At 41.8% G+C, this 19698-nt stretch carries 12 protein-coding genes and 2 pseudogenes; 11 read left to right on the top strand and 3 right to left on the bottom strand.

What is annotated here, in order from left to right; genetic code table 11:
• Nucleotides 1–25 precede the first annotated feature (25 nt).
• The 6 genes and pseudogenes from H8S63_RS05705 to H8S63_RS05685 form a co-directional block, all read left to right on the top strand.
• On the top strand, nucleotides 26–1510 hold the full coding sequence (locus H8S63_RS05705; protein ID WP_186926002.1) for a RagB/SusD family nutrient uptake outer membrane protein: 1485 nt from the start codon (nucleotides 26–28) through the stop codon (nucleotides 1508–1510).
• Nucleotides 1511–1528: 18 nt separating this feature from the next.
• Nucleotides 1529–3232 carry a SusF/SusE family outer membrane protein gene (locus H8S63_RS05700; RefSeq protein ID WP_186926000.1) on the top strand — a complete coding sequence of 568 codons (1704 nt, stop codon included), beginning with the start codon at nucleotides 1529–1531 and terminating at the stop codon, nucleotides 3230–3232.
• A gap of 20 nt (nucleotides 3233–3252) precedes the next feature.
• Complete coding sequence (locus H8S63_RS05695) at nucleotides 3253–5016, top strand: glycoside hydrolase family 66 protein (RefSeq protein WP_186925998.1); 1764 nt, start codon at nucleotides 3253–3255, stop codon at nucleotides 5014–5016.
• A 60-nt stretch (nucleotides 5017–5076) separates the two neighbouring features.
• Nucleotides 5077–7557, top strand: a complete 2481-nt coding sequence (locus H8S63_RS05690) for a glycoside hydrolase family 31 protein (RefSeq protein WP_370527604.1) — start codon at nucleotides 5077–5079, stop codon at nucleotides 7555–7557.
• A 51-nt stretch (nucleotides 7558–7608) separates the two neighbouring features.
• The gene (locus H8S63_RS20295) at nucleotides 7609–7794 is read left to right on the top strand and encodes a hypothetical protein (protein WP_370527603.1); all 186 of its coding nucleotides are present in this window, start codon (nucleotides 7609–7611) and stop codon (nucleotides 7792–7794) included.
• Between the two features lie 6 nt (nucleotides 7795–7800).
• Nucleotides 7801–8352: pseudogene (locus H8S63_RS05685) on the top strand (glycoside hydrolase family 65 protein); the annotation flags it as partial.
• Nucleotides 8353–8380: 28 nt separating this feature from the next.
• Here H8S63_RS05685 and H8S63_RS19965 read toward each other — a convergent pair.
• Together H8S63_RS19965 and H8S63_RS19960 are read right to left on the bottom strand one after the other, a co-directional pair.
• A complete protein-coding gene (locus tag H8S63_RS19965) occupies nucleotides 8381–8770 on the bottom strand; it encodes a PleD family two-component system response regulator (protein ID WP_302295668.1) in 390 nt (129 codons plus the stop codon).
• 12 nt (nucleotides 8771–8782) lie between these two features.
• Nucleotides 8783–9214 (bottom strand): annotated as a pseudogene (locus tag H8S63_RS19960) (ATP-binding protein); the annotation flags it as partial.
• A 256-nt stretch (nucleotides 9215–9470) separates the two neighbouring features.
• Between H8S63_RS19960 and H8S63_RS05675 the strand changes: the two are divergent.
• Entirely contained in the window at nucleotides 9471–9956 is a 486-nt protein-coding gene (locus tag H8S63_RS05675) for an HU family DNA-binding protein (protein ID WP_007762485.1), read from the top strand.
• An 85-nt stretch (nucleotides 9957–10041) separates the two neighbouring features.
• On the opposite strand, the gene H8S63_RS05670 is transcribed toward H8S63_RS05675, so the two are convergent.
• On the bottom strand, nucleotides 10042–10761 hold the full coding sequence (locus tag H8S63_RS05670) for a FadR/GntR family transcriptional regulator (protein WP_007762484.1): 720 nt from the start codon (nucleotides 10759–10761) through the stop codon (nucleotides 10042–10044).
• 240 nt (nucleotides 10762–11001) lie between these two features.
• Between H8S63_RS05670 and H8S63_RS05665 the strand changes: the two genes are divergently transcribed.
• The 4 genes from H8S63_RS05665 to H8S63_RS05650 are packed head-to-tail and all read left to right on the top strand — an operon-like array spanning nucleotide 11002 to nucleotide 19697.
• Nucleotides 11002–14184: a TonB-dependent receptor gene (locus H8S63_RS05665; protein ID WP_055279019.1), complete on the top strand. Its 3183-nt coding sequence runs from the start codon at nucleotides 11002–11004 to the stop codon at nucleotides 14182–14184.
• A gap of 12 nt (nucleotides 14185–14196) precedes the next feature.
• The gene (locus tag H8S63_RS05660; RefSeq protein WP_022275339.1) at nucleotides 14197–15717 is read left to right on the top strand and encodes a RagB/SusD family nutrient uptake outer membrane protein; all 1521 of its coding nucleotides are present in this window, start codon (nucleotides 14197–14199) and stop codon (nucleotides 15715–15717) included.
• A 20-nt stretch (nucleotides 15718–15737) separates the two neighbouring features.
• Nucleotides 15738–17426 (top strand): IPT/TIG domain-containing protein, encoded by a 1689-nt coding sequence (locus H8S63_RS05655; protein ID WP_186925995.1) that lies wholly within the window; start codon nucleotides 15738–15740, stop codon nucleotides 17424–17426.
• Nucleotides 17427–17432: 6 nt separating this feature from the next.
• Nucleotides 17433–19697, top strand: coding sequence for a chondroitinase-B domain-containing protein (locus H8S63_RS05650; protein ID WP_186925993.1), 2265 nt, complete (start codon nucleotides 17433–17435; stop codon nucleotides 19695–19697).
• The last annotated feature ends 1 nt before the right edge of the window (nucleotide 19698 follow it).

Here is a 19698-nt window from a genome sequence, read left to right as displayed (position 1 = left end):
TAGAACCTTTAATTGATTGACAAATATGAAAAAGTTCAGATATATACTCCCTTGTTTCTTGTTGGGCTTGACATTGAATAGCTGTGACGGCTTTCTGGATAAGGAACCATGGGATTCCATCGATACTTCCAAGAGTTTCCAGGCAGCAGAAGACGCGATAGCAGCCGTGAACGGTGCTTATCAGCCGCTTCAATGGCCAAAACTATATAACATGCGTATGTGGACGCTGGACATCATAGCCGGCAATAGCATCGTTGGTGCGGGTGGCGGTACGGATGGTATTGAGACTACCGACTTGGCTAACTTCATCACTACTACCGATAATGCCGGCGTACTGGATGTATGGCGCGGCCCTTCCCCGGGAATTCTCCGTTGCAACTTCGTTATCAAGAACGTGCCGGGCATGAATATCGACCAAGGCTTGAAGAACCGTTGTTTGGGTGAAGCCAAATTCCTACGCGCCCACTATTACTTTATTCTCGTTCGTCTTTTCGGTGGAGTGCCTTTGCTGACAGAACCGCAGACTTCGGACGATGATCTGAAGCCTTTCCGTGCCTCTAAAGAAGATATTTATAAACTGATAGAGGATGATTTGAAAGAGGCTGTCAACCTGCTTCCCGACAGGGCTTCCTATTCCGCTTCCGACTTGGGACGTGCTTCCAAAGGTGCGGCTATGGGATTGCTGGCGAAAGTATACTTGACCCAAGGAAAAGAGTACGCAGAGATTGTGCGTCTTTGTGACGAGATACAGAAGTTGGGTTATCACTTGAATGATGATTATAGTGACAACTTCAATCCGAACAAGAAGAACGGCCCGGAATCATTGTTTGAAGTACAGTATTATGGCAAGACCAGTTATGACTTCTGGGACAATGAGAATCAGGCTTCCTGGCTGAGCGCATTTACCGGCCCGCGCAATTCGGATATGGTAGCAGGTGGTTATGGATGGAACCAGCCGACAGCGGAGTTTGTCAGCCAATACGAAGAGGGGGATAACCGGAAAGACAAGACCATCCTTTACCTGGGATGCCCCGACTTTGACGGAAAGCAGTACCAGTCGTCTTATTCCACTACGGGATATAACCTGCGTAAGTTCCTTGTCCCGAAATCTATCTCTATGGATTTCAATACAAGTCCCGCCAACTTTGTGGTGCTCCGCTATGCCGACGTATTGTTGATGAAAGCGGAAGCTTTGAACGAACAAGCTCTGACGACTGATGCGGAAGTTCCTTTGTATGAAGTGAGAAAGCGTGCGGGACTGACTAACCGTGCGGACATCGAAGGACTGACACAAGACCAGATGCGCGAAAAGATTATCCACGAACGCCGTATGGAACTGGCTTTCGAAGGTGATCGCTGGTTCGACCTTGTCCGTCTGAAAGACAACTATGCCTTGAAGTTCCTTCACTCTATCGGGAAAACCAATGCAGCGGAAAAGCACCTGTTAATGCCTATACCGTTGAAGGAGATAGAAGCGAATGGAAATTTGAAACAGAATCCCGGATATTAATTTTGAAAAAGAAGAATTATGAGAACAAAGATATATATCGGCCTGATTATTTTATTGGCAGGTTTTGTATTTAATTCGTGTACATCCAATGAAATGGAAACAGATAAAGGGAGTGAGTCTTTATTGCTGTCTGTTTCATCCAAGATAGTGGAGCTGAACCAGTTGATGAGTGACAGGGAAGCTTTTCATTTTGCCTGGACTGCCGGCAGTAATTACGGAACAAGTTCCCGAATCAGCTATACTCTCGAAATGGATTTGAGAGGTAATAACTTCGCAGGAGGACTGAAGAAGGACATAGGCGCAACGGATTCCCGTATCCTGGCATTTAATCATAAAGAGTTGAATGATTTGCTGGCGGAAGTATGGAATAGTTCTTTAGATGAGACATTGGAGTTTGAAGCCCGCGTGACGGCTATTGTATCGGGACATGAAGCATTTACCCGGATATCTCCTGTCGTTACATTCAAAGTGACACCTTATATTGAACGTTATCTGAATCTATGGATGATTGGCGGAGCAACCGCAGGTGTATGGAGCCTGGATAGCGCTACCCCGATGGAATCCATTGAAGATGAGCCTAATGGTTTTATCTGGGAAGGCATACTTCTATCCGGGGAACTGAAATTTGTCTTACAGAAAACTTCTTTTGTTCCTTCCTTCAATAAAGATGGTGAAGATGAGAATAAACTCGTTTATAGGGAGAATGATGATGAACCGGACGAAAAGTTTATAATAAACACTCCGGGCAATTATCGGATAAAGCTGAATCTGAGTACTCTGGATATTGAAATTACGGATTTGGGCGGAGAGATGGTTTATCCTAATCTTTGGATGATTGGTTCGGCTACTATCGGACAGTGGTCGCTTGATAACGCTACGAAGATGACTCCGATAGCCGGTGAACCTAACGGATTTGTTTGGGAAGGTGAGCTTGGAACGGGTGAACTTAAATTTGTGACTCAGCAGAGTGATTTCTATCCTTCGTTTGGCAGGGACGGAAGTGATGAGAATAAACTGATTTATCGTCAGGATGAGAATGACGGGCCGGATAATAAATTCAATATCAAGCGTGGTGCCAGCTATCGGGTGAAAGTAAATCTGAATACATTGGATATTGAAATCACCAATTTGGATGGTGAAGAACCGGATAACAGTGAATTTTGGATGATTGGAACTGCGGCAGGAGAGACGCCGATAGCCATGACAAAAGATGATTCGAACCCTGAGCTTTTCATTTATAATGGAGAATTGCAGGACGGTACTTTCCGGATTTCAAGAGACAAAGAAGGGACTGAAGTGGTGACAGAAGAGAAGCAGACGTATAAAAGTAAATATGCTGTGACATTCAATGTCGGTAGCCAGGACTTGACAGTGGAACAAATTGTAGTTTACGAGAAGGTTTGGGCAATGGGAGAAGCGGTATCCGGAGATTTTGCCTGGGAGAATGTGAAAGAACTTACACAAAGCAGCTCTAACAAGAATGAATTTGTATATGAAGGAGAATTGGGAACCGGACAGATAAAGTTTCCTCTCCAATTCGGTGATTACGGTGGTTTATTCTTTGTTGCGGAAGAAGATAATAAAGGAGTGTATGATGAGTTTACAGGCTCATGTTATCTCTCTTCTGATAAGGGCGACAATAAATGGTATATGAATAATGCCGGAACCTTTAAGGTTACTATCAATACCTATAAAAAGGAGATTCATTTTCAAAAGAAATAACGATTAATACAGACTGAATTATGAAACAGACGAAATATATAATGGCTTGTATCCTGGCTTTTTCATTGGCCGGTTGTATCGACGACGAGCCTTCGCACAATCCTATTACTTACGGAGACGGCTATATCACCGTACTGCTGTCTACCGATAAAGCCGCCTATCAGCCGGGAGAACCGGTACAACTTTCTTTGAACAATCTTCCCGAAGGGCAGGTGACCATTCGCTATAAGCATCTCAACAAGGTGCTTTCCGAAACTCCCCTCACCGGAAAGTCATGGAGTTGGAATCCGCCGGCAGATGACTTTAAAGGTTATATGGTCGACTTATATACAGTAGAGAATGGCGAAGAGGTTGTTCTGGGCAGCATTGCCATTGATGTGTCTTCCGACCCTGCACGTTTTCCGCGCAACGGATTTCTCTCCGAATATGGCAAAATGAGCGAAAAGGAGATTAACAAGGTAATGGATAACCTGAACCGCCATCATATCAACTATGTGCAGTATCAGGACTGGCATTACAAACACCATAAGCCATTAGCAGGTTCGCCTTCTGCTCCGATGGATGTGTGGAAAGATATTATCAATCGCGATTGTTATCGTTCTACTGTGCAGGGATACATTGACGCTGGTCATAAACGGGGTATGAAATCTCTTTTCTACAATCTTGCTTATGGAGCTTTGAGCGATGCGGCCGATGATGGTGTGAAAGAAGCATGGTACCTGTTTAAGGACAAGAAGCACGGAAACAAGGATTATCATCCGCTAGGTTCTCCTTTCAAAAGTAATATCTATCTGACGAATCCGGCATTGCAGGAATGGAGAGACTATATGGCTCAGCAGAATAACGACGTATATGAAGTTTTTGATTTTGACGGCTATCAGATTGACCAGCTAGGTGGTCGGGGAGAATTATATGATTATAATGGAAACTCTGTTGATCTCGCAGCTACTTTCCCGGTGTTTATAAAGGCGATGAAAGAAGCTCAACCGAAAAAGTCGTTGGTGATGAATGCTGTGGGACAATATGGTCAAGAAAACTTGATTGCGAACTCTCCGGTAGATTTCCTTTATACTGAAGTGTGGGAAAAACCGACCGATAACGGCTTTAGCGTCCTTTCAAATATTATCACAAACAATGATCGATGGTCGAACGGAAAGAAAACTGTATTGGCTGCTTATATGAATTATAAGCTTGGCGGTGAAGGGCGTGGCTATTTCAATACCCCTGGTGTATTAATGGCAAATGCCGCTATCCATGCATGGGGTGGTGCGCATCTGGAATTAGGAGAACATATGTTGACTACCGAGTATTTCCCTAACAGCAGCTTGGCAATGAAAGGGGAATTGAAGAAAGCAATGGTGACTTATTATGATTTTATCACCGGGTATGAGAATCTCTTACGTGATGGTGGAGAGTTTTATGGAGTTACAGCTTCTTCTACAGATGGGAAGATGACCGTCAATCAATGGCCCCCTGTCCGTAATCAGATTGCCACTATCGGGAAACGCTTTGATCGTAGGGACGTGATTCATTTCCTTAATTATACCAATGCTGTACATTTGGATTGGTGTGACTCTAATGGGACGCAGGTTGAACCCTCTTTGATTGAACCGGTCCAAACAAAGGTAAGCGTAAAGGGGACGGTAAGAACAGTTTGGGCAGCCTCTCCGGATGCACGTTTCGGAGTCTCTCAAGAGCTTGATTTTGTTCAGGAAGGAAATGAGATAAAGGTAGCACTTCCGTCATTGAAATATTGGACAATGTTGGTAGTAGAGTATGAATGAGGCTGATAGATATGGAATAAATAAGAGGATAGTGCGAATATGAATAGAATAATAGGATGGATGATAGCTTGCTTGTTACCTATCTCTGTGCTTTGTGCCACAGATAACGCAAAGGTATGCACTTCTTTTACACAACAAGGGCGTCAGGTGACTTTTCACCTGACGGACAGTGCTGCGTTGCAGCTACAGCTCTGTAGTCCTTCGGTAGTCAAAGTTTGGTTTTCGCCCGATGGACAGCTGCAACGGAAGAATGCCTCTTTTGCAGTGATTAATGAAGAGTTGGAAGATGTAGGGACCGTCCATGTGGACGAACAGACAGCCTGTTATGAGATCTTTACTCCGAAATTGCGTATTCGGGTAAATAAATCTCCGTTGAGTCTTCAGATATTTGATAAGTATCAGAAACTCCTGTTTAGTGATTATGCCGACAAGGGGCATGTGAGTGAAGGAACAAAGAAGACGGAATATAAAGTGCTCCGTCGTGACGAGCATTTTTTCGGACTGGGAGAAAAGACAGGAAAGATGGACCGTCGTGGCGAATCTTATAAGATGTGGAATAGTGACAAACCCTGTTACAGTATAGTGGAAGATCCGCTCTACAAGAGTATTCCTTTCTTTATGAGCAGTTATCGGTATGGTATTTTTCTTGATAATACGTACAAAACGGAATTCAAGTTCGGTACGGAAAGTCGCGACTATTACAGCTTTGAAGCTCCGAACGGTGAAATGATCTACTATTTTATTTTCGGCAAGGACTATAAGGAAATTATCGGCCAATACGTCGGACTGACGGGCAAACCTATCATGCCACCGAAATGGGCGCTGGGTTTTGCTCAATGCCGCGGTCTGCTGACAAGCGAAAAGCTAAGTCGCGAAATAGCCGAGGGTTACCGGAAACGTGGAATCCCTTGTGATATTATCTATCAGGATATCGGCTGGACGGAATATCTGCAGGATTTCGAATGGCGCAAAGGAAACTATGAGAATCCAAAGAAGATGCTTTCGGATTTGAAAGAGATGGGTTTTAAGGTAGTAGTATCTCAAGATCCGGTAATTGCACAAGCTAATAAAAAGCAATGGGAAGAAGCTGATCGTTTGGGTTATTTTGTAAAGGACAGCACGAACGGTAAAAGCTACGATATGCCCTGGCCTTGGGGTGGTAACTGTGGAGTGGTGGATTTCACCTTGCCTGCCGTAGCCGATTGGTGGGGAACCTATCAGCAGAAACCGATTGACGACGGTATCTCCGGCTTCTGGACGGACATGGGCGAACCTGCCTGGAGTAACGAAGAGCAAACGGAACGTCTCGTCATGAAACACTATCTGGGTATGCACGATGAAATCCATAATGTCTATGGATTGACTTGGGATAAAGTGGTGAAAGAACAATTTGAAAAGAGGAATCCGGACCGTCGTGTGTTCCAAATGACCCGTGCTGCTTATGCCGGATTGCAACGTTATACGTTCGGTTGGACAGGTGATAGCGGGAACGGAGATGATGTGTTGCAAGGCTGGGGACAGTTAGCCAATCAGATTCCTGTAATGCTTTCCGCCGGTTTAGGACTGATACCGTTTTCTTCCTGTGACATTACCGGTTACTGTGGAGACATTGAAGATTATCCGGCTATGGCGGAACTCTATACCCGTTGGATTCAATTCGGTGCATTCAATCCTTTGAGTCGTATCCACCATGAGGGAGATAATCCGGTGGAACCGTGGCTTTTCGGTCCGGAAGCGGAAAAGAACGCAAAGGCAGCTATCGAGTTGAAATATCGTTTGTTGCCGTATATCTACACTTACGCCCGCGAAGCGTATGATACAGGATTGCCTATCATGCGGCCTCTGTTTCTGGAATATCCAATGGATATGGAAACTTTTTCTACGGATGCCCAATTCATGTTTGGCCGTGAATTACTGGTAGCCCCTGTGGTGAAGAAAGGCGCTCGTACCAAAAATGTCTATTTGCCCGAAGGTACATGGATTGACTATAATAACAAGAAGACGGTTTACACCGGAGAGCAATGGACTACGGTTGACGCTCCCTTGTCCTTCGTTCCTGTGTTTGTGAAGCAAGGTTCTATCATTCCCACCATGCCGGTGATGAACTACACCCATGAGAAACCGGTATATCCACTAACTTTTGAAGTTTTCCCTGCACAGGAGGGTGCACAGGCTGCCTTTACTCTCTATGAAGATGAAGGAGAAAACTTAGGATATCAGCGTGATGAATTTGTCAAAACACCGATTGTTTGTAATACTTTGGCGAATGGATATGAATTGACTGTCTCTGCCCGTGAAGGAAAAGGATACACTGTCCCCGGTCCGAGAAATCTGTTGTTTCGTATTTATTCTGCGAAAGTTCCGAAAGAGGTTACTGTCAAAGGAAAGAAAATAAAGAAAGCTAAGACGGAACGCTTGGAAGATAATTTAGAGAATGATACGGAATCTGTGGCGTGGAGTTGGGATAAAGAAACCTGTGTATGTAGTGTGCGCATACCCGATAAGGGTATTGATGAGCAGATTATGATTATTTTCAAATAGTTATTCTTATCTTTACCCCGTATTTAATGTGGTAAATCAACATAGAAAAACATGAGAAAACTAAATTTACTGATTCTGGTATTGATAAGCTCTTTTACGGCCATGCGTGCCGTTACTTCCGAGAAAGACTTGTGGCAACTCCATACTTCAGATATTCATGCTGATTACGTAGGAGTTCCTATGGCTAATGGCGGCATTGGCCTTCTCCCCTGGAAAGAGCCTTTTTCCATTCAATAATCTTTTACCGTATCTCTGAAAAAAGGAGAAACCTATTCTTTTGCATTGGCAGGTGTCATCTATTCCAAGCGTGACTTCGTAGATCCTTACAATGAGTCTGAACGTCAAATCACTTACGCTATCCACGAGGATGCCGACCGTCTGATGGCTTTCCATTGCCAACTATGGAATGAACTTTGGCAAGGTGATATTCGTATTGAGGGTGATGATGATGCTCAACGTGCAGTGTGTTTCGCCCTGTTCAACCTCTATTCTTTCGGAAGAGAGGGTACCGGATTGAGCATTTCTCCCATGGGGCTGTCTTCACAGGGGTACAACGGGCATATCTTTGGGGATACGGAACTTTGGATGTATCCTCCTATATTATTGCTCAATCAAGGCATTGCCGAATCTATGGTGAACTACCGTACCAACCGTCTTGCAGCTGCTTGCAAACGTGCTATCACTCATGGTTACCGGGGTGCCATGTTTCCTTGGGAAAGTGACGATGCTGGTGAAGAATCTACTCCGACTTTTGCCTTGACCGGACCTCTCGAACATCACATTACAGCAGATATTGTCCCATTAGTCGCATATCTCATTTGAGCTACCTCGTAAGAATCTGATAATATTCCGGATTCATGGATTCATCGTCGATATTATCTTCAATGAACTTGATAATCTTGTTCAGTAATAATTCATCCTCTTTGTGCATGGTGATCCCATCCCTTACAATAAGAGAGGAACGGCCGGATTTGAAATACTCTTTCATCAGAGAGTATTTATTAATCATATTCTCTACCGCACTCAACACATGTCTTGGATGGAAAGGTTTAGGGATATACAAATCTGTTCCGTGATTATAGGCATTGATCTGGTCTTCAATAGAGTTTTTGGCAGAAATATGAATAACCGGAATATGAGCTGTCCGTTCATCAGACTTCAATATATCTGTCAGTGTAATGCCATCTAGTTTGGGCATTAACACATCACTGATAATGATGTCCGGTTACTTTTGTTCTACTTCTTTCAGCGCCTCTTCTCCATCGGCAGCTTCGCGAACCTGATAGTAGGGAAGCAGAATATCTTTCAACAGTTCCCGGATATTCTTTTCGTCTTCTACAATCAGTATGGTAATTTCTTTCTGCTTAGGAATGAAAAGCATTTCACTGACCTCTGTCTTTTCTTCTGTAGGCTGACTTTCTTTTTCGGAATTCACGTACATAGGCGGCAGGGATACATTGAATTCTACATATTCTCCCAAAGTACTTTCTATAGTGATTTCTCCACCTAATAATTCAGTCAGGCTTTTGGTTAGGTTCAGACCCACTCCGGTACTTCCGGTGTGCTTCAGGTTACTGCTCTCGAAAATCTTAAAGCGATTGAATATTTCGCTCGTTTGTTTTTCAGTCAATCCCTTACCAGAATTGCGTATACGGAAATGTAATGTTCCGGTAGTGGCTACCTATCTTATCAAATAAGACGATACTTGCCTAAAAAGATATCTGCGTTTAGGAGGATGGATATCTTTTTTTAGGCAAAAGCGAATATTTTTTTAGGCAGGTGTTCAAAGGAGTGTTTTTAGATTAACGGGTAGTTAAGGACCATTAAAGCACTTCGGTGGTTTTCCCTTGCTGTATCTTTGCATCGTGATCACAAAACAACATTTTTATCAAACAATTTAAAAACTTAAAATTATGGGATTACAGTATGCAGTAAAAGAAAGAGTCTTTAATTTCGATGAAACCAAAACTAAGAAGTATGTCGCTGCTCCGGTGAGCGATGGAGTAATTGATTTCTCGAAATTGTGTAAAAATGTATCATTGATTTGTGGTACTCATCGTGGTCAGGTCAAATTAGTCTTAGACGGGCTGCTTGATTCATTGGAAGGATATATGGATGAGGGAAAAACGGTGAAGCTAGGTGAGTTCGGTACACTTCGTCCTACTTTTAACGCTAAAAGTGGTATAGAAGCCAAGGATGTCGATAGTAGTAATATCATAGTGAGAAAAATAGTTTTTACCCCGGGAAGTCAGTTAAAAACGATGTTGAATAAGATGAGTATCTCAAAATATGTACCATTGGACGTTGTGGCAACAAATGGAGGGAATGGTGGCTCTGATTCTGGCGATGGCGGAAATTCGGACGGTAATCACGGAGAAGCTCCCGATCCGGCAGCTTAATTGAGAGACTAGCTGTTAACTTAAAAAATAATAGAGGAGGACATTTGTCCTCCTCTATTATTTTTTTATTGCTTTCTTTTGCTTTTTAGATATGCCCGTATTCGAACTCCGGAATCTCTCCTTTGGTCGATAATTTGGCAAAATCAATCAGGTTGGACAAGTGGCGGAGTACCAGCTCTTTCATTCCATCCTTGTCTTTATCTTTTATCTTTTGTAACATCTCTCTGTGTTCTGCATGTACTGTTTTTTGAGGAACGGCGCAGACTTTATATTTTTGATAATATTTTAATATATCAGGAGTAATGATAAGCAAGAGTGAACTAATTACCGGGTTGTGTCCACCTTGTGCAATTGCTTGATGAAATGCAAAATCTTTCTCAACGCGTAGCTCTGTGTCAAACTTTTCCTCCAATTCGACAAGTGTTTTTTCGATATTCTCCAAATCTTCTTCTGTACGGTTAATTGCACACAATTTGCAAACTTCGATCTCCAACAGAACACGTACATATACCAAACTGGAAAAGTCATATTTGCTTATTTTCAAAGCATCGGTAATCATGGTATCCAATTGATCTTTGGAGAACTCGGAAACTACTGTTCCGCTCTGAGGATATATTTTTACAATTCCATATAACTCCATCTTTTGTAAAGCTTCACGAACATGCGAGCGGCTGACCTGCAGAAGTTCAGATAATTTCCGTTCAGACGGTAGACGTTCACCAGGCAGAATCCGGCGCTCTGCGATTTGTTTTTTTATGTGTTCAATGACAAGCTTAACTGGTTGCGAATTTACTTCGTCTTTCATAAGATATAAATATTTTAAAAGGTTTTCCTTCCTGTTTGCGGCTGTAAAAGTACGAATATTATCTTTCAAAGTAAAGCTTTACAGTAAAAATATTCTTTTCTTCTTTATAAAGATGTACGCGTAATATGCTATTTATAAGCTGATTATGCGATATTGTTAATAAATAATAATTGGTAAACCAAAATTTTGGTTTACCAATTATTATCACTACGTTTGTCATAGAAATTAAAACACTAATCTATGAACAACTCCTGTATTTTAAAAAAGGTCGCATTGATGTTCCTGTTGTTGGTAGGGACATTGAACATTTATTCCCAGCATGTAGTTACTGGTCGAGTGATAGATGAACAGGGTCCGTTGATTGGAGCTTCAGTTACAGTTAAAGATGCTGCTGTTCCTACGGGAACCGTGACGGATGCTGAAGGTAAGTACTCCATTAAAGTTCCTAATTCCAAGACAATTTTAGTCTATTCGTATATCGGATACGTTGATAAGGCGGAGGTAATAGGTAAACGTACAGTGGTGAATGTGACGTTGGAAGAAGATTCGAAAATGTTGGATGATGTCGTGGTAATCGGTTACGGTACGCAGGCAAAGTCCCATTTAACAGGTTCGATTTCAAAGTTAGAAGGTGAGAAACTGATTAATGCTCCGGTGAGTGATATGACATCTGCTTTACAAGGTGCAATGACAGGTCTGACGGTTTCCAATGAGACATCGGAGGTGGGAGTAACTCCTTCTATCCGAGTACGTGGCACAGGATCTATTTCGGCAGATAGTGAGCCATTGGTTATCATAGATGGCTTTCCTGTATCCGGTGGTTTATCATCCATTAATGCTGCGGATGTAAAATCAATTGAAATTTTAAAAGATGCCGCTTCGGCTGCTATTTATGGGTCACGTGCCGCTAATGGCGTAATTATGGTGACTACTAAAAGTGGTACGCCGGACAAACCGAAATATTCTTTCAAATTTTATCAAGGATTTAAGTATGCATATCAGTTGCATGATATGATGACTTCTTCCGAATGGTTGAGTTTATTGGAAGAAGAAGCCGCTTTAGGTGGTCCGAAAGTTCCGAGTGCTGCACGTGGAGCCGCTTATTTGGAGAGCCAGATGGGAACTACCGATTGGCAGAAAGAAGGTTTACGTGATATGGCAGGTATCACTAATGTACAGATGAGTGTTTCCGGTGGACGTAAGGAGACGAAATATTTTATTTCGGCAGCTTATACCAAAGATCAAGGGGTAATGCTGAACAATTCGTTGGATAAATTGAATTTCCGTGCCAAAGTGGATACCAAACTTTCAAAGATAGCCACAGTAGGTGTTAATATTTCCGGTACATATAGTAAGACGGAACGTCCGAAGAATAATTTTATTGATTTTTACCGTACTCCTTCTTTTTTACCGGTCTATCACAATGCATATAGTACTGAATTAACCGGTTATGAAGGATTTGCAAGAGGTAGCCATTTTAACAATATCATGACACCGACTGCTGTAGATGCAGATGGGAATCCGTTGTTGGATGCCGATGGTAACCGGGTGTTGGAGAAATCGTCTCCGTTTAGCTCTGCCAATAATAATCCGAAAAGTGTAATGACTAATACTTTCCGTTGGAGCGAGACTATGCAAGGATTGGCTAGCATGTACCTTACGCTTGACCTTTGTAAGGGATTACAGTTTAAAACCTCCAATGGATTAAATGTTCGCTTTGCTCCTTCTTACTATTATGGTAATAAAGATGCTACAAAAGATAAAGAAGCAAGTCGTGCTACATATTCCAGTGCGCTTTATATTGATTTGTTGAGTGAGAATATTTTGAGCTATCATTTGGATTTTGGAAAGAATAAAGTTCACACTATTGACGCTTTGTTAGGATATACTGTAGAAAAGACACGGAATCAACGTGTAGCTATGGCTGCGACAGGATTTGCAACTGATGATATTCAGACGTTGAATGCTGCTACCGTTTACGAACTGGCGAGCGAAGGTAACGGCAATACGGCTGGTACAGGAACTTTCCGGTATCCGGATGTCGTATTGGAATCTTATCTGGGACGTATTAATTATAGCTATTTGGGACGCTATCTGTTGTCTACTTCTTTGCGACTGGATCGTTCATCGCTCTTTTCGAAGGGCAATCGTAATGCTTGGTTTCCTTCCGTATCACTTGGCTGGCGTGTGAATGAAGAGAAATTTATGAAGAATATCAAAGCTATCTCTAACTTGAAACTTCGTGCATCGTATGGTGTGACAGGAAATAATCGTATCAGCTATAATGCAGCTCTTGAGGTATTGAACAGTGCAAATTATGTGACGGGTAAAGGTACAGGTGCTTTGGTTAATGGCTCTGCAAATATCTCTTCTTCATTAGCTAATTCTAATATCACTTGGGAACAGACTGACGAGTTTAACTATGGCTTGGATTTGGGACTTTTCAACAACCGAATTAATCTGGCAATAGATGCCTACTATTCGGTGACACGTGCACTATTATTTGAACAACCTACACAGTCGTTTACCGGTTATACTCATTATTGGAATAATATAGGAAAAGTTCGGAACTCAGGCTTGGAGATTCAACTTGATACACATAATATGAAAAGCCGTAAGTTTTCATGGGATACTAATATAAATTTTTCATTGTCACGTAATAAACTGTTAGAGTTAGGTGGCGAACAGCAAATGATTTCTTTGGGAGAAAGAAATGAAGGCTATCTTGCTAAGGTAGGTGAACCGTTGATTCAATTTTATGGATATAAGACGTGTGGGGTATGGAATAGCGCGGAAGAAATTGCTGCTAATCCTCATTTCTCAGATGATGCGCCGGGAGGAATACGTATCGTAGATACTAATAATGATGGTTCTTTGACTCCTGAAGACCGTGTTGCATTGGGAACTCCTTACCCTGATTTCACATGGGGTATTACTAATACTTTCCAAATCAAAGATTTCGACATCTCATTCCTGATTCAGGGTGTACAGGGAATTACAGTACTTAATGGAGATGTTTACTATAATGAAACAAAAAAATGGAATAAGAAGTATACAAAGAACCGTTGGGTGAGTGCAGAACATCCGGGTGACGGAAAAACTCCTTATCAGAATGTGAAAACGGGACATGACCTCATGCTTACCGATTATCCTTTGCAAAACGCTTCGTATGCTTGTTTACGTAACTTTACGGTAGGATATACTTTACCGGCAACGGCTGCCCGTAAGATTAAATTGTCCGGTGTACGTTTTTATGTGTCGGGTAGTAACCTGTTTTATATTTGGGGAAGCGGTTACAAAGGCATTAATCCGGAATCACGTATGACATCCGGTGACTATTCCAGTGCTATGATTTCTGGATACCAGCGCGGTGGATTCCCATTGACTTCTACTATTTCTGCCGGTTTTGATATTAATTTTTAATGGAGGAAAACGATGAAAAAGGTAAATTATATAGGATTATTGTTAATCGTTATGCTATTTTCTGCTTGTGATCTGGACCAATATCCTTATTCGGAAGTGGCAGCAGATGAATATGTGAAGGATGCTTCATCAGTGAATAATCTAGTGTTGGGTTGTTATAATTCTCTGCATGATGTGATGTATTACGAGTGGGCTGTGACCGAGTTACGTTCAGATAACGGACGTATATATGCGGCCGGATCCTCTTCCAATACTACCCGGTTGGTGGAACAGCTTGACCAGGGAACTATTGTACCGGAAAATGAATGGGTAGAAACGTATTGGAATGCCTGCTATGCCACAATTGCTCGGGTAAATAATGTTATCTCTTACCTTGATGTAGTGACAGATGAGACACTACGGAATCAATATGAGGGAGAAGTACTTTTTCTTCGCTCGTTGGAATATTTCAATTTAGTTCGTTTGTGGGGACCGGTGTTCATCGTTACTTCTAAGGTTCCTTCTGAAGTGGCTCGTGATATGCAGCGCTCTACAGTAGATGAGGTATATGCACTTATTGAAGAGGATTTGGAAAATATTGTCAATAATGAATTACTTCCCGGCAAGATGGCGGATAGTGACTTGGGACGCGCAGACCTGAATGCAGCGAAAGCATTACTTGCGAAGGTATATGCTACACACTATCGGGTAGGTGATGAGAAGTATGCTCGTGCGGCGCAGTTGTGTAAGGAAGTTCTTGAAAGTGAATCTGTGGGAAATCCGCAATCGGGTAGCGACCTTGTTGCTTATGATAAAATTTTTGATATTAGTAATGAGATGAATAAGGAAATCATCTTTGCGGTTCGTTATCTTTCCGGTAATGTAGGTCTCGGTTCGCCATTCGGCAACATGTTTGCCCCGGTCAATAATGGCGCGAATGTGATTATCGGTACTTCTTCCGGTTATAATACTCCCACTGATAATATTATTGCGGCTTACGAGCTAAGAGGAGAGGGAGCTGATAAACGTCTGGATGTGAATGTCGCTCAGAAATATTTTAATACAACTACTCAAACGTGGGTGACAGAAGGTAATTGTCGTTATTGTAAGAAATATGTTAACCCTGTGTCTACGCAATATGATGGTGAGAGTGATTGGCCTGTGATTCGTGTTGCCGACATTGCTTTGCTTTATGCAGAACTGACTAATGAGATCTCAGGACCCTCGACTGATAATCTGAAATATCTGAACATGGTTTGTGAGCGTGCTGGTGTTTCTACCTATACATTAGCTGATTTGCCAAGCCTTTACGATTTTAGAGAGGCTGTACGTAATGAACGTAGGCTGGAGTTAGCTTTTGAAAATCAGCGCTGGTTTGATCTTCTTCGTTGGGGCATTGCTACTCAGACGGTAAACAATTATTTGAACAGCGAGCTTCTTTATACGGAATATTCTTATACGGTGAATGATATAGAAGATTGGCAAACATTTTTGCCTATTCCGGTGAGTGTGATTGACATTAATCCTGAGATAGCGCAGAATACGGGTTATTAATCTTTTAAATGCTTACAAATATGAAACAATATAGAAAATGGACTTTGGCAGCATTATTTGCCTGTTTATTCTTTTTGTGTGGTTGTGATTCTACGTCGATGAAAGATGTGGCGATTAGTTCACCGGAGGTTCTTTCTTTCTCGCCTGAGAGTGGAAGTATAGGTAGTGAAGTGATTGTTACCGGAGAATATTTGGATGATGTGGTAAGTGCTACTATTGGTGGTGGAAAAGTTACTATTTTGCAGAAAGTATCCAATCAGCGTTTATCTCTAAAGGTAACGGATCAGGCACGAAGTGGTAAAATTGTATTGACCAACTCAATCGGTGAGGGTGTATCAGAAGCAGAGTTTACTCTCGAATATCCGGCACCTGTTGTTTCGCAGACCGGAGTACCTTCGGAAGTTGAAATGGGGAATAATTTGTTGCTTTCTGGTAGTCACATGAACGTGGTAAGTGCCGTTCTCTTTACTGCTGCCGAAGGAGGTACGGCTGGAAATGAGGCTGAGATCGTCTCACAAAATGAGAATGAGATAGTAGTGAAGGTTCCTTATGTGGAGAGTGACAGGGCTGTGGTGACATTCAAATACTTTAATGGTACGGAGAATGTGGAGACATCAAGTTCTTCTGCACCGCAGTTGACAGTGAAACGTTATGAACCGAAGGTTACAACTAATGTATTTGAACCGGCTAATGTAGGAGATGTGGTAGTATTGGAGGGAACTTATCTTAATAAGATTGATAAAGTGCTGTTAGGTGATATTGAGTGTACCATTCCGTTGCAGACTGAAACTGTATTGAATTTTGTTGTACCTTCATCGGAGAACTATGAAGATGGGAATAATACGAAGGCACTGAAAATTTCTTATTTTGACGGACGCGAAGTGCGCACCTTGACGGATGCATTCGTGGTGAAAGTGCCTTTCGTTTATTTCTGGGAGAATAATAAAGTATATGGTCAGGGACGTATTGAGGGACAGCTATCTTCTTTCTTCTCTCCAGAAACGGGATTGGTCTATGCAAATAGTGATTGGAGTACTGTAGTAGATCCTGTTTCTATGAAATATAAAGCTGCTACTTGTTCTGCTAATAATAAACCGGCGGTTTCAGAGAGCGAATATAATTCAGTAAACCCCTATTTTTTCTTCTCAGGAGCTTCTGCAGGGCAATTACAGATTAATAGTCCGGCAAACTCAAAAACACAATTGAGAAACTTCTATTCTACAACAAATTCCAGTTCGCAAGTGACAGGAGGAAAAATAGATTGTTATGGTACACCAGCATTGACTTTCTTATGGCTTGACCCATCTAAATCAGGCTATAAAACTCTGATTGATGAAGTGAAGAATGGTACATTATCAAAGATTGATGAGACTACTTTTCCTATAGATGTGGAAGCTAAAACTTGTCGTGGTTTTAGTATTGCAGGTGCGAAGGCCTCGCCTAATACAGATGTTTGGGCACCGGATATATTTAAGGTAGGTGAAGAAAAGATTGCCAATGTAGATGCTGTTTTGCTTGTATTCTATTATAATGTAAAAGGCTCAGTCGATAATGTTGCTGATAATATAAAACGTATCGGGGTTTTACATATAAAAACAGTTGACTTTAAGTTGTATAATAACACGAATGCACCTTCGTCCAGTTCGATTGAATTTGATATGTACTGGCAGAAACATGATTATGATTACTCAAAAGTTCAAGTTCAATAATTTAAAATGATGATACGAGATATACATAAAGCGATTATAGCTTCCCTGCTCATTGGGTTACCGTTACTCTCTTTTGCGAAAAGATATGATGTAACACTTCCTGAAGTAGCTTCCTGCTTAAAAACTGCACAGCCGGGTGATCAAATTTATATTAAAGATGGTCAGTATAAAGATATGCAGTTGAAGTGGATGGGTAAAGGGACTGAAAAGTCTCCTATTTCCATAAAAGCTTTGAATCCGGGAAAGGTAAAGATAGAAGGTGGGTCTACTCTACGAATAGCGGGAGAATGGATATCTGTCGACGGATTATATTTCACAGATGGATATGCTCCTAAAGGTTCTGTAATAGAGTTTCGTAATGGACAGGAGTTGGCTAATCACTGTCGTCTGACGAATTGTGTGATAGATAAATTTAATCCATCCCGTCGGGATCAGGCTTATAGCTATATATTGCTTTATGGTCGTCATAATAGAGTAGATCATTGTTCATTGACAGGAAAATTAAATTTGGGGGTGACATTAATTGTCATCCTCAACGACAAACGTTGCTTGGAGAATTATCATTTGATTGATCACAACTACTTTGGAGAAAGGCCGGTATATGGTTCGAATGGAGCTGAAACAATGCGTGTGGGAACCTCTCAGCAGGCTTATAGCTCCTCAAACACAATCATTGAAAATAATCTGTTCGAACGTTGTTCCGGAGAAGTGGAAGTAATTTCTATCAAATCCAGTGATAACATCATCCGAAACAATACTTTGTTGGAATGTGAAGGAGTAGTTGCTTTGCGCCATGGCGATCGTAATACGGTGAATAACAATCTGTTTATCGGCAACGGACGTCGTAATACAGGCGGTATCCGTGTAGTTAATGCCGGACATCGGATTTATGATAATCTGTTAGTCGGTTTGGCGGGTACCCGTTTTTTCTCGGCTTTAGGAGTTATGGATGCAGTACCCAATTCGTTGCCAAACAGATATTGTCAGGTTGTTGATGTCGAAATGTTCCGCAATACATTTGTTGATTGCACAAATATAGAATTTGGTACAGGCAAAGATATGGAACGTACCCTTGCACCGGAAAAGGTTGCTTTTACAGACAATATTATTATCAATAAGAAATTGGCTCAGCCTTATATAGCTGTTGACGATGTATCGGGTATCCAGTTTAAAGGTAATAAGGTACAACTGAGTAAGAACTATTCGGCGCCGGGATTCATTACGGAAAAAGTGAAAGTTCCTCAGTTGCCTGATAATACTGTGATACGTAAGGATAAAGGTGCTTCGTGGTTTACAAATCAGGTGGCACAGTCCACAACTAATGCTCATAAAGAATGCAATGTATCTCCGGGTACGAATCTGTCCGAAATCGTTCATTCGTTAGAACCGGGCAGTATCATTATTCTGTCAAAAGGTACGTATCCTATTCAACGTTCTATACTCATCGATAAGCCGTTGACAATTCGTGCCGCTGATCCGGGTAATAAACCGCTCATTCGTTTTAATGGAGACAAACCGGATAATATGGTGACAATAGCTGATGGTGGAGAACTGAAAATTGAAAATATTGCTTTCGATGGCGTATTAGAACCGGGAAAAGCATTGGCTAAAGCGGGAATATCTACAGCTTTTGATATGATTCAGCCTTATACATTGACAGTAGACGGTTGCGAGTTTCAAAACTTTGGAGAAGGCGGATTCTTTGCAGTCAAAGGAACAAAGGCTACTTTTGCCAAAAGCGTTACCATCCGCAACTGTCTTTTCCGTGATTTGTCGGGAGATGCTATCAACTATGCAGCAGAGAAAGATGATATAGGCCGCTATAATGCCGATGATATGTTGATTGAAAATTGCTCCTTCTACCGTCTGTTGGGTTTACCTATTAATATTTATCGTGGCGGAAGCGATGAAAGTACGGCAGGTCCTTATATTACTGTCAGACATTGTACCTTTGTAGACTGTTGCAACAAAGAACGTGGAAGTGTCATGCGCCTGATTGGCCCGCAAGTACTGACAGTAGAGAACTGCAATTTTGATAATAGCGGACGTGGCGGAGCAACGATCCGTTTGGATGAGGCCACTTGGGAAAAGGTACGCATTGCGAACTGTAATTTGTGGAACTCCGGTAGAATGGTAACTACCACTGCTCAGGCTATACAAGGGAAGATGTACAATTTCCGTCCCGCATATATCAATGCCGAAGCATACGATTATACTCCGGTTGAGGGTAGCGAACTGGAAAAACTCTCTATCGGCTTGAAAAAGAAGTAGA

Origin of the sequence: Bacteroides sp. NSJ-39 (assembly GCF_014287315.1) — a bacterium.
GTDB classification, from domain to species: Bacteria; Bacteroidota; Bacteroidia; order Bacteroidales; family Bacteroidaceae; genus Bacteroides; species Bacteroides finegoldii.
Note: the sequence above shows the minus strand (reverse complement) of the source record. Positions and strands in the feature narration are given on the sequence as shown.

Excerpts from the sequence above, each read along its gene's own strand:
- H8S63_RS05705 (WP_186926002.1), top strand. The coding sequence starts at position 26 with ATGAAAAAGTTCAGATATATACTCCCTTGTTTCTTGTTGGGCTTGACA.
- H8S63_RS05700 (WP_186926000.1), top strand. The coding sequence starts at position 1,529 with ATGAGAACAAAGATATATATCGGCCTGATTATTTTATTGGCAGGTTTT.
- H8S63_RS05695 (WP_186925998.1), top strand. The coding sequence starts at position 3,253 with ATGAAACAGACGAAATATATAATGGCTTGTATCCTGGCTTTTTCATTG.
- H8S63_RS05690 (WP_370527604.1), top strand. The coding sequence starts at position 5,077 with ATGATAGCTTGCTTGTTACCTATCTCTGTGCTTTGTGCCACAGATAAC.
- H8S63_RS20295 (WP_370527603.1), top strand. The coding sequence starts at position 7,609 with ATGAGAAAACTAAATTTACTGATTCTGGTATTGATAAGCTCTTTTACG.
- H8S63_RS05675 (WP_007762485.1), top strand. The coding sequence starts at position 9,471 with ATGGGATTACAGTATGCAGTAAAAGAAAGAGTCTTTAATTTCGATGAA.
- H8S63_RS05670 (WP_007762484.1), bottom strand. The coding sequence starts at position 10,761 with ATGAAAGACGAAGTAAATTCGCAACCAGTTAAGCTTGTCATTGAACAC.
- H8S63_RS05665 (WP_055279019.1), top strand. The coding sequence starts at position 11,002 with ATGAACAACTCCTGTATTTTAAAAAAGGTCGCATTGATGTTCCTGTTG.
- H8S63_RS05660 (WP_022275339.1), top strand. The coding sequence starts at position 14,197 with ATGAAAAAGGTAAATTATATAGGATTATTGTTAATCGTTATGCTATTT.
- H8S63_RS05655 (WP_186925995.1), top strand. The coding sequence starts at position 15,738 with ATGAAACAATATAGAAAATGGACTTTGGCAGCATTATTTGCCTGTTTA.
- H8S63_RS05650 (WP_186925993.1), top strand. The coding sequence starts at position 17,433 with ATGATGATACGAGATATACATAAAGCGATTATAGCTTCCCTGCTCATT.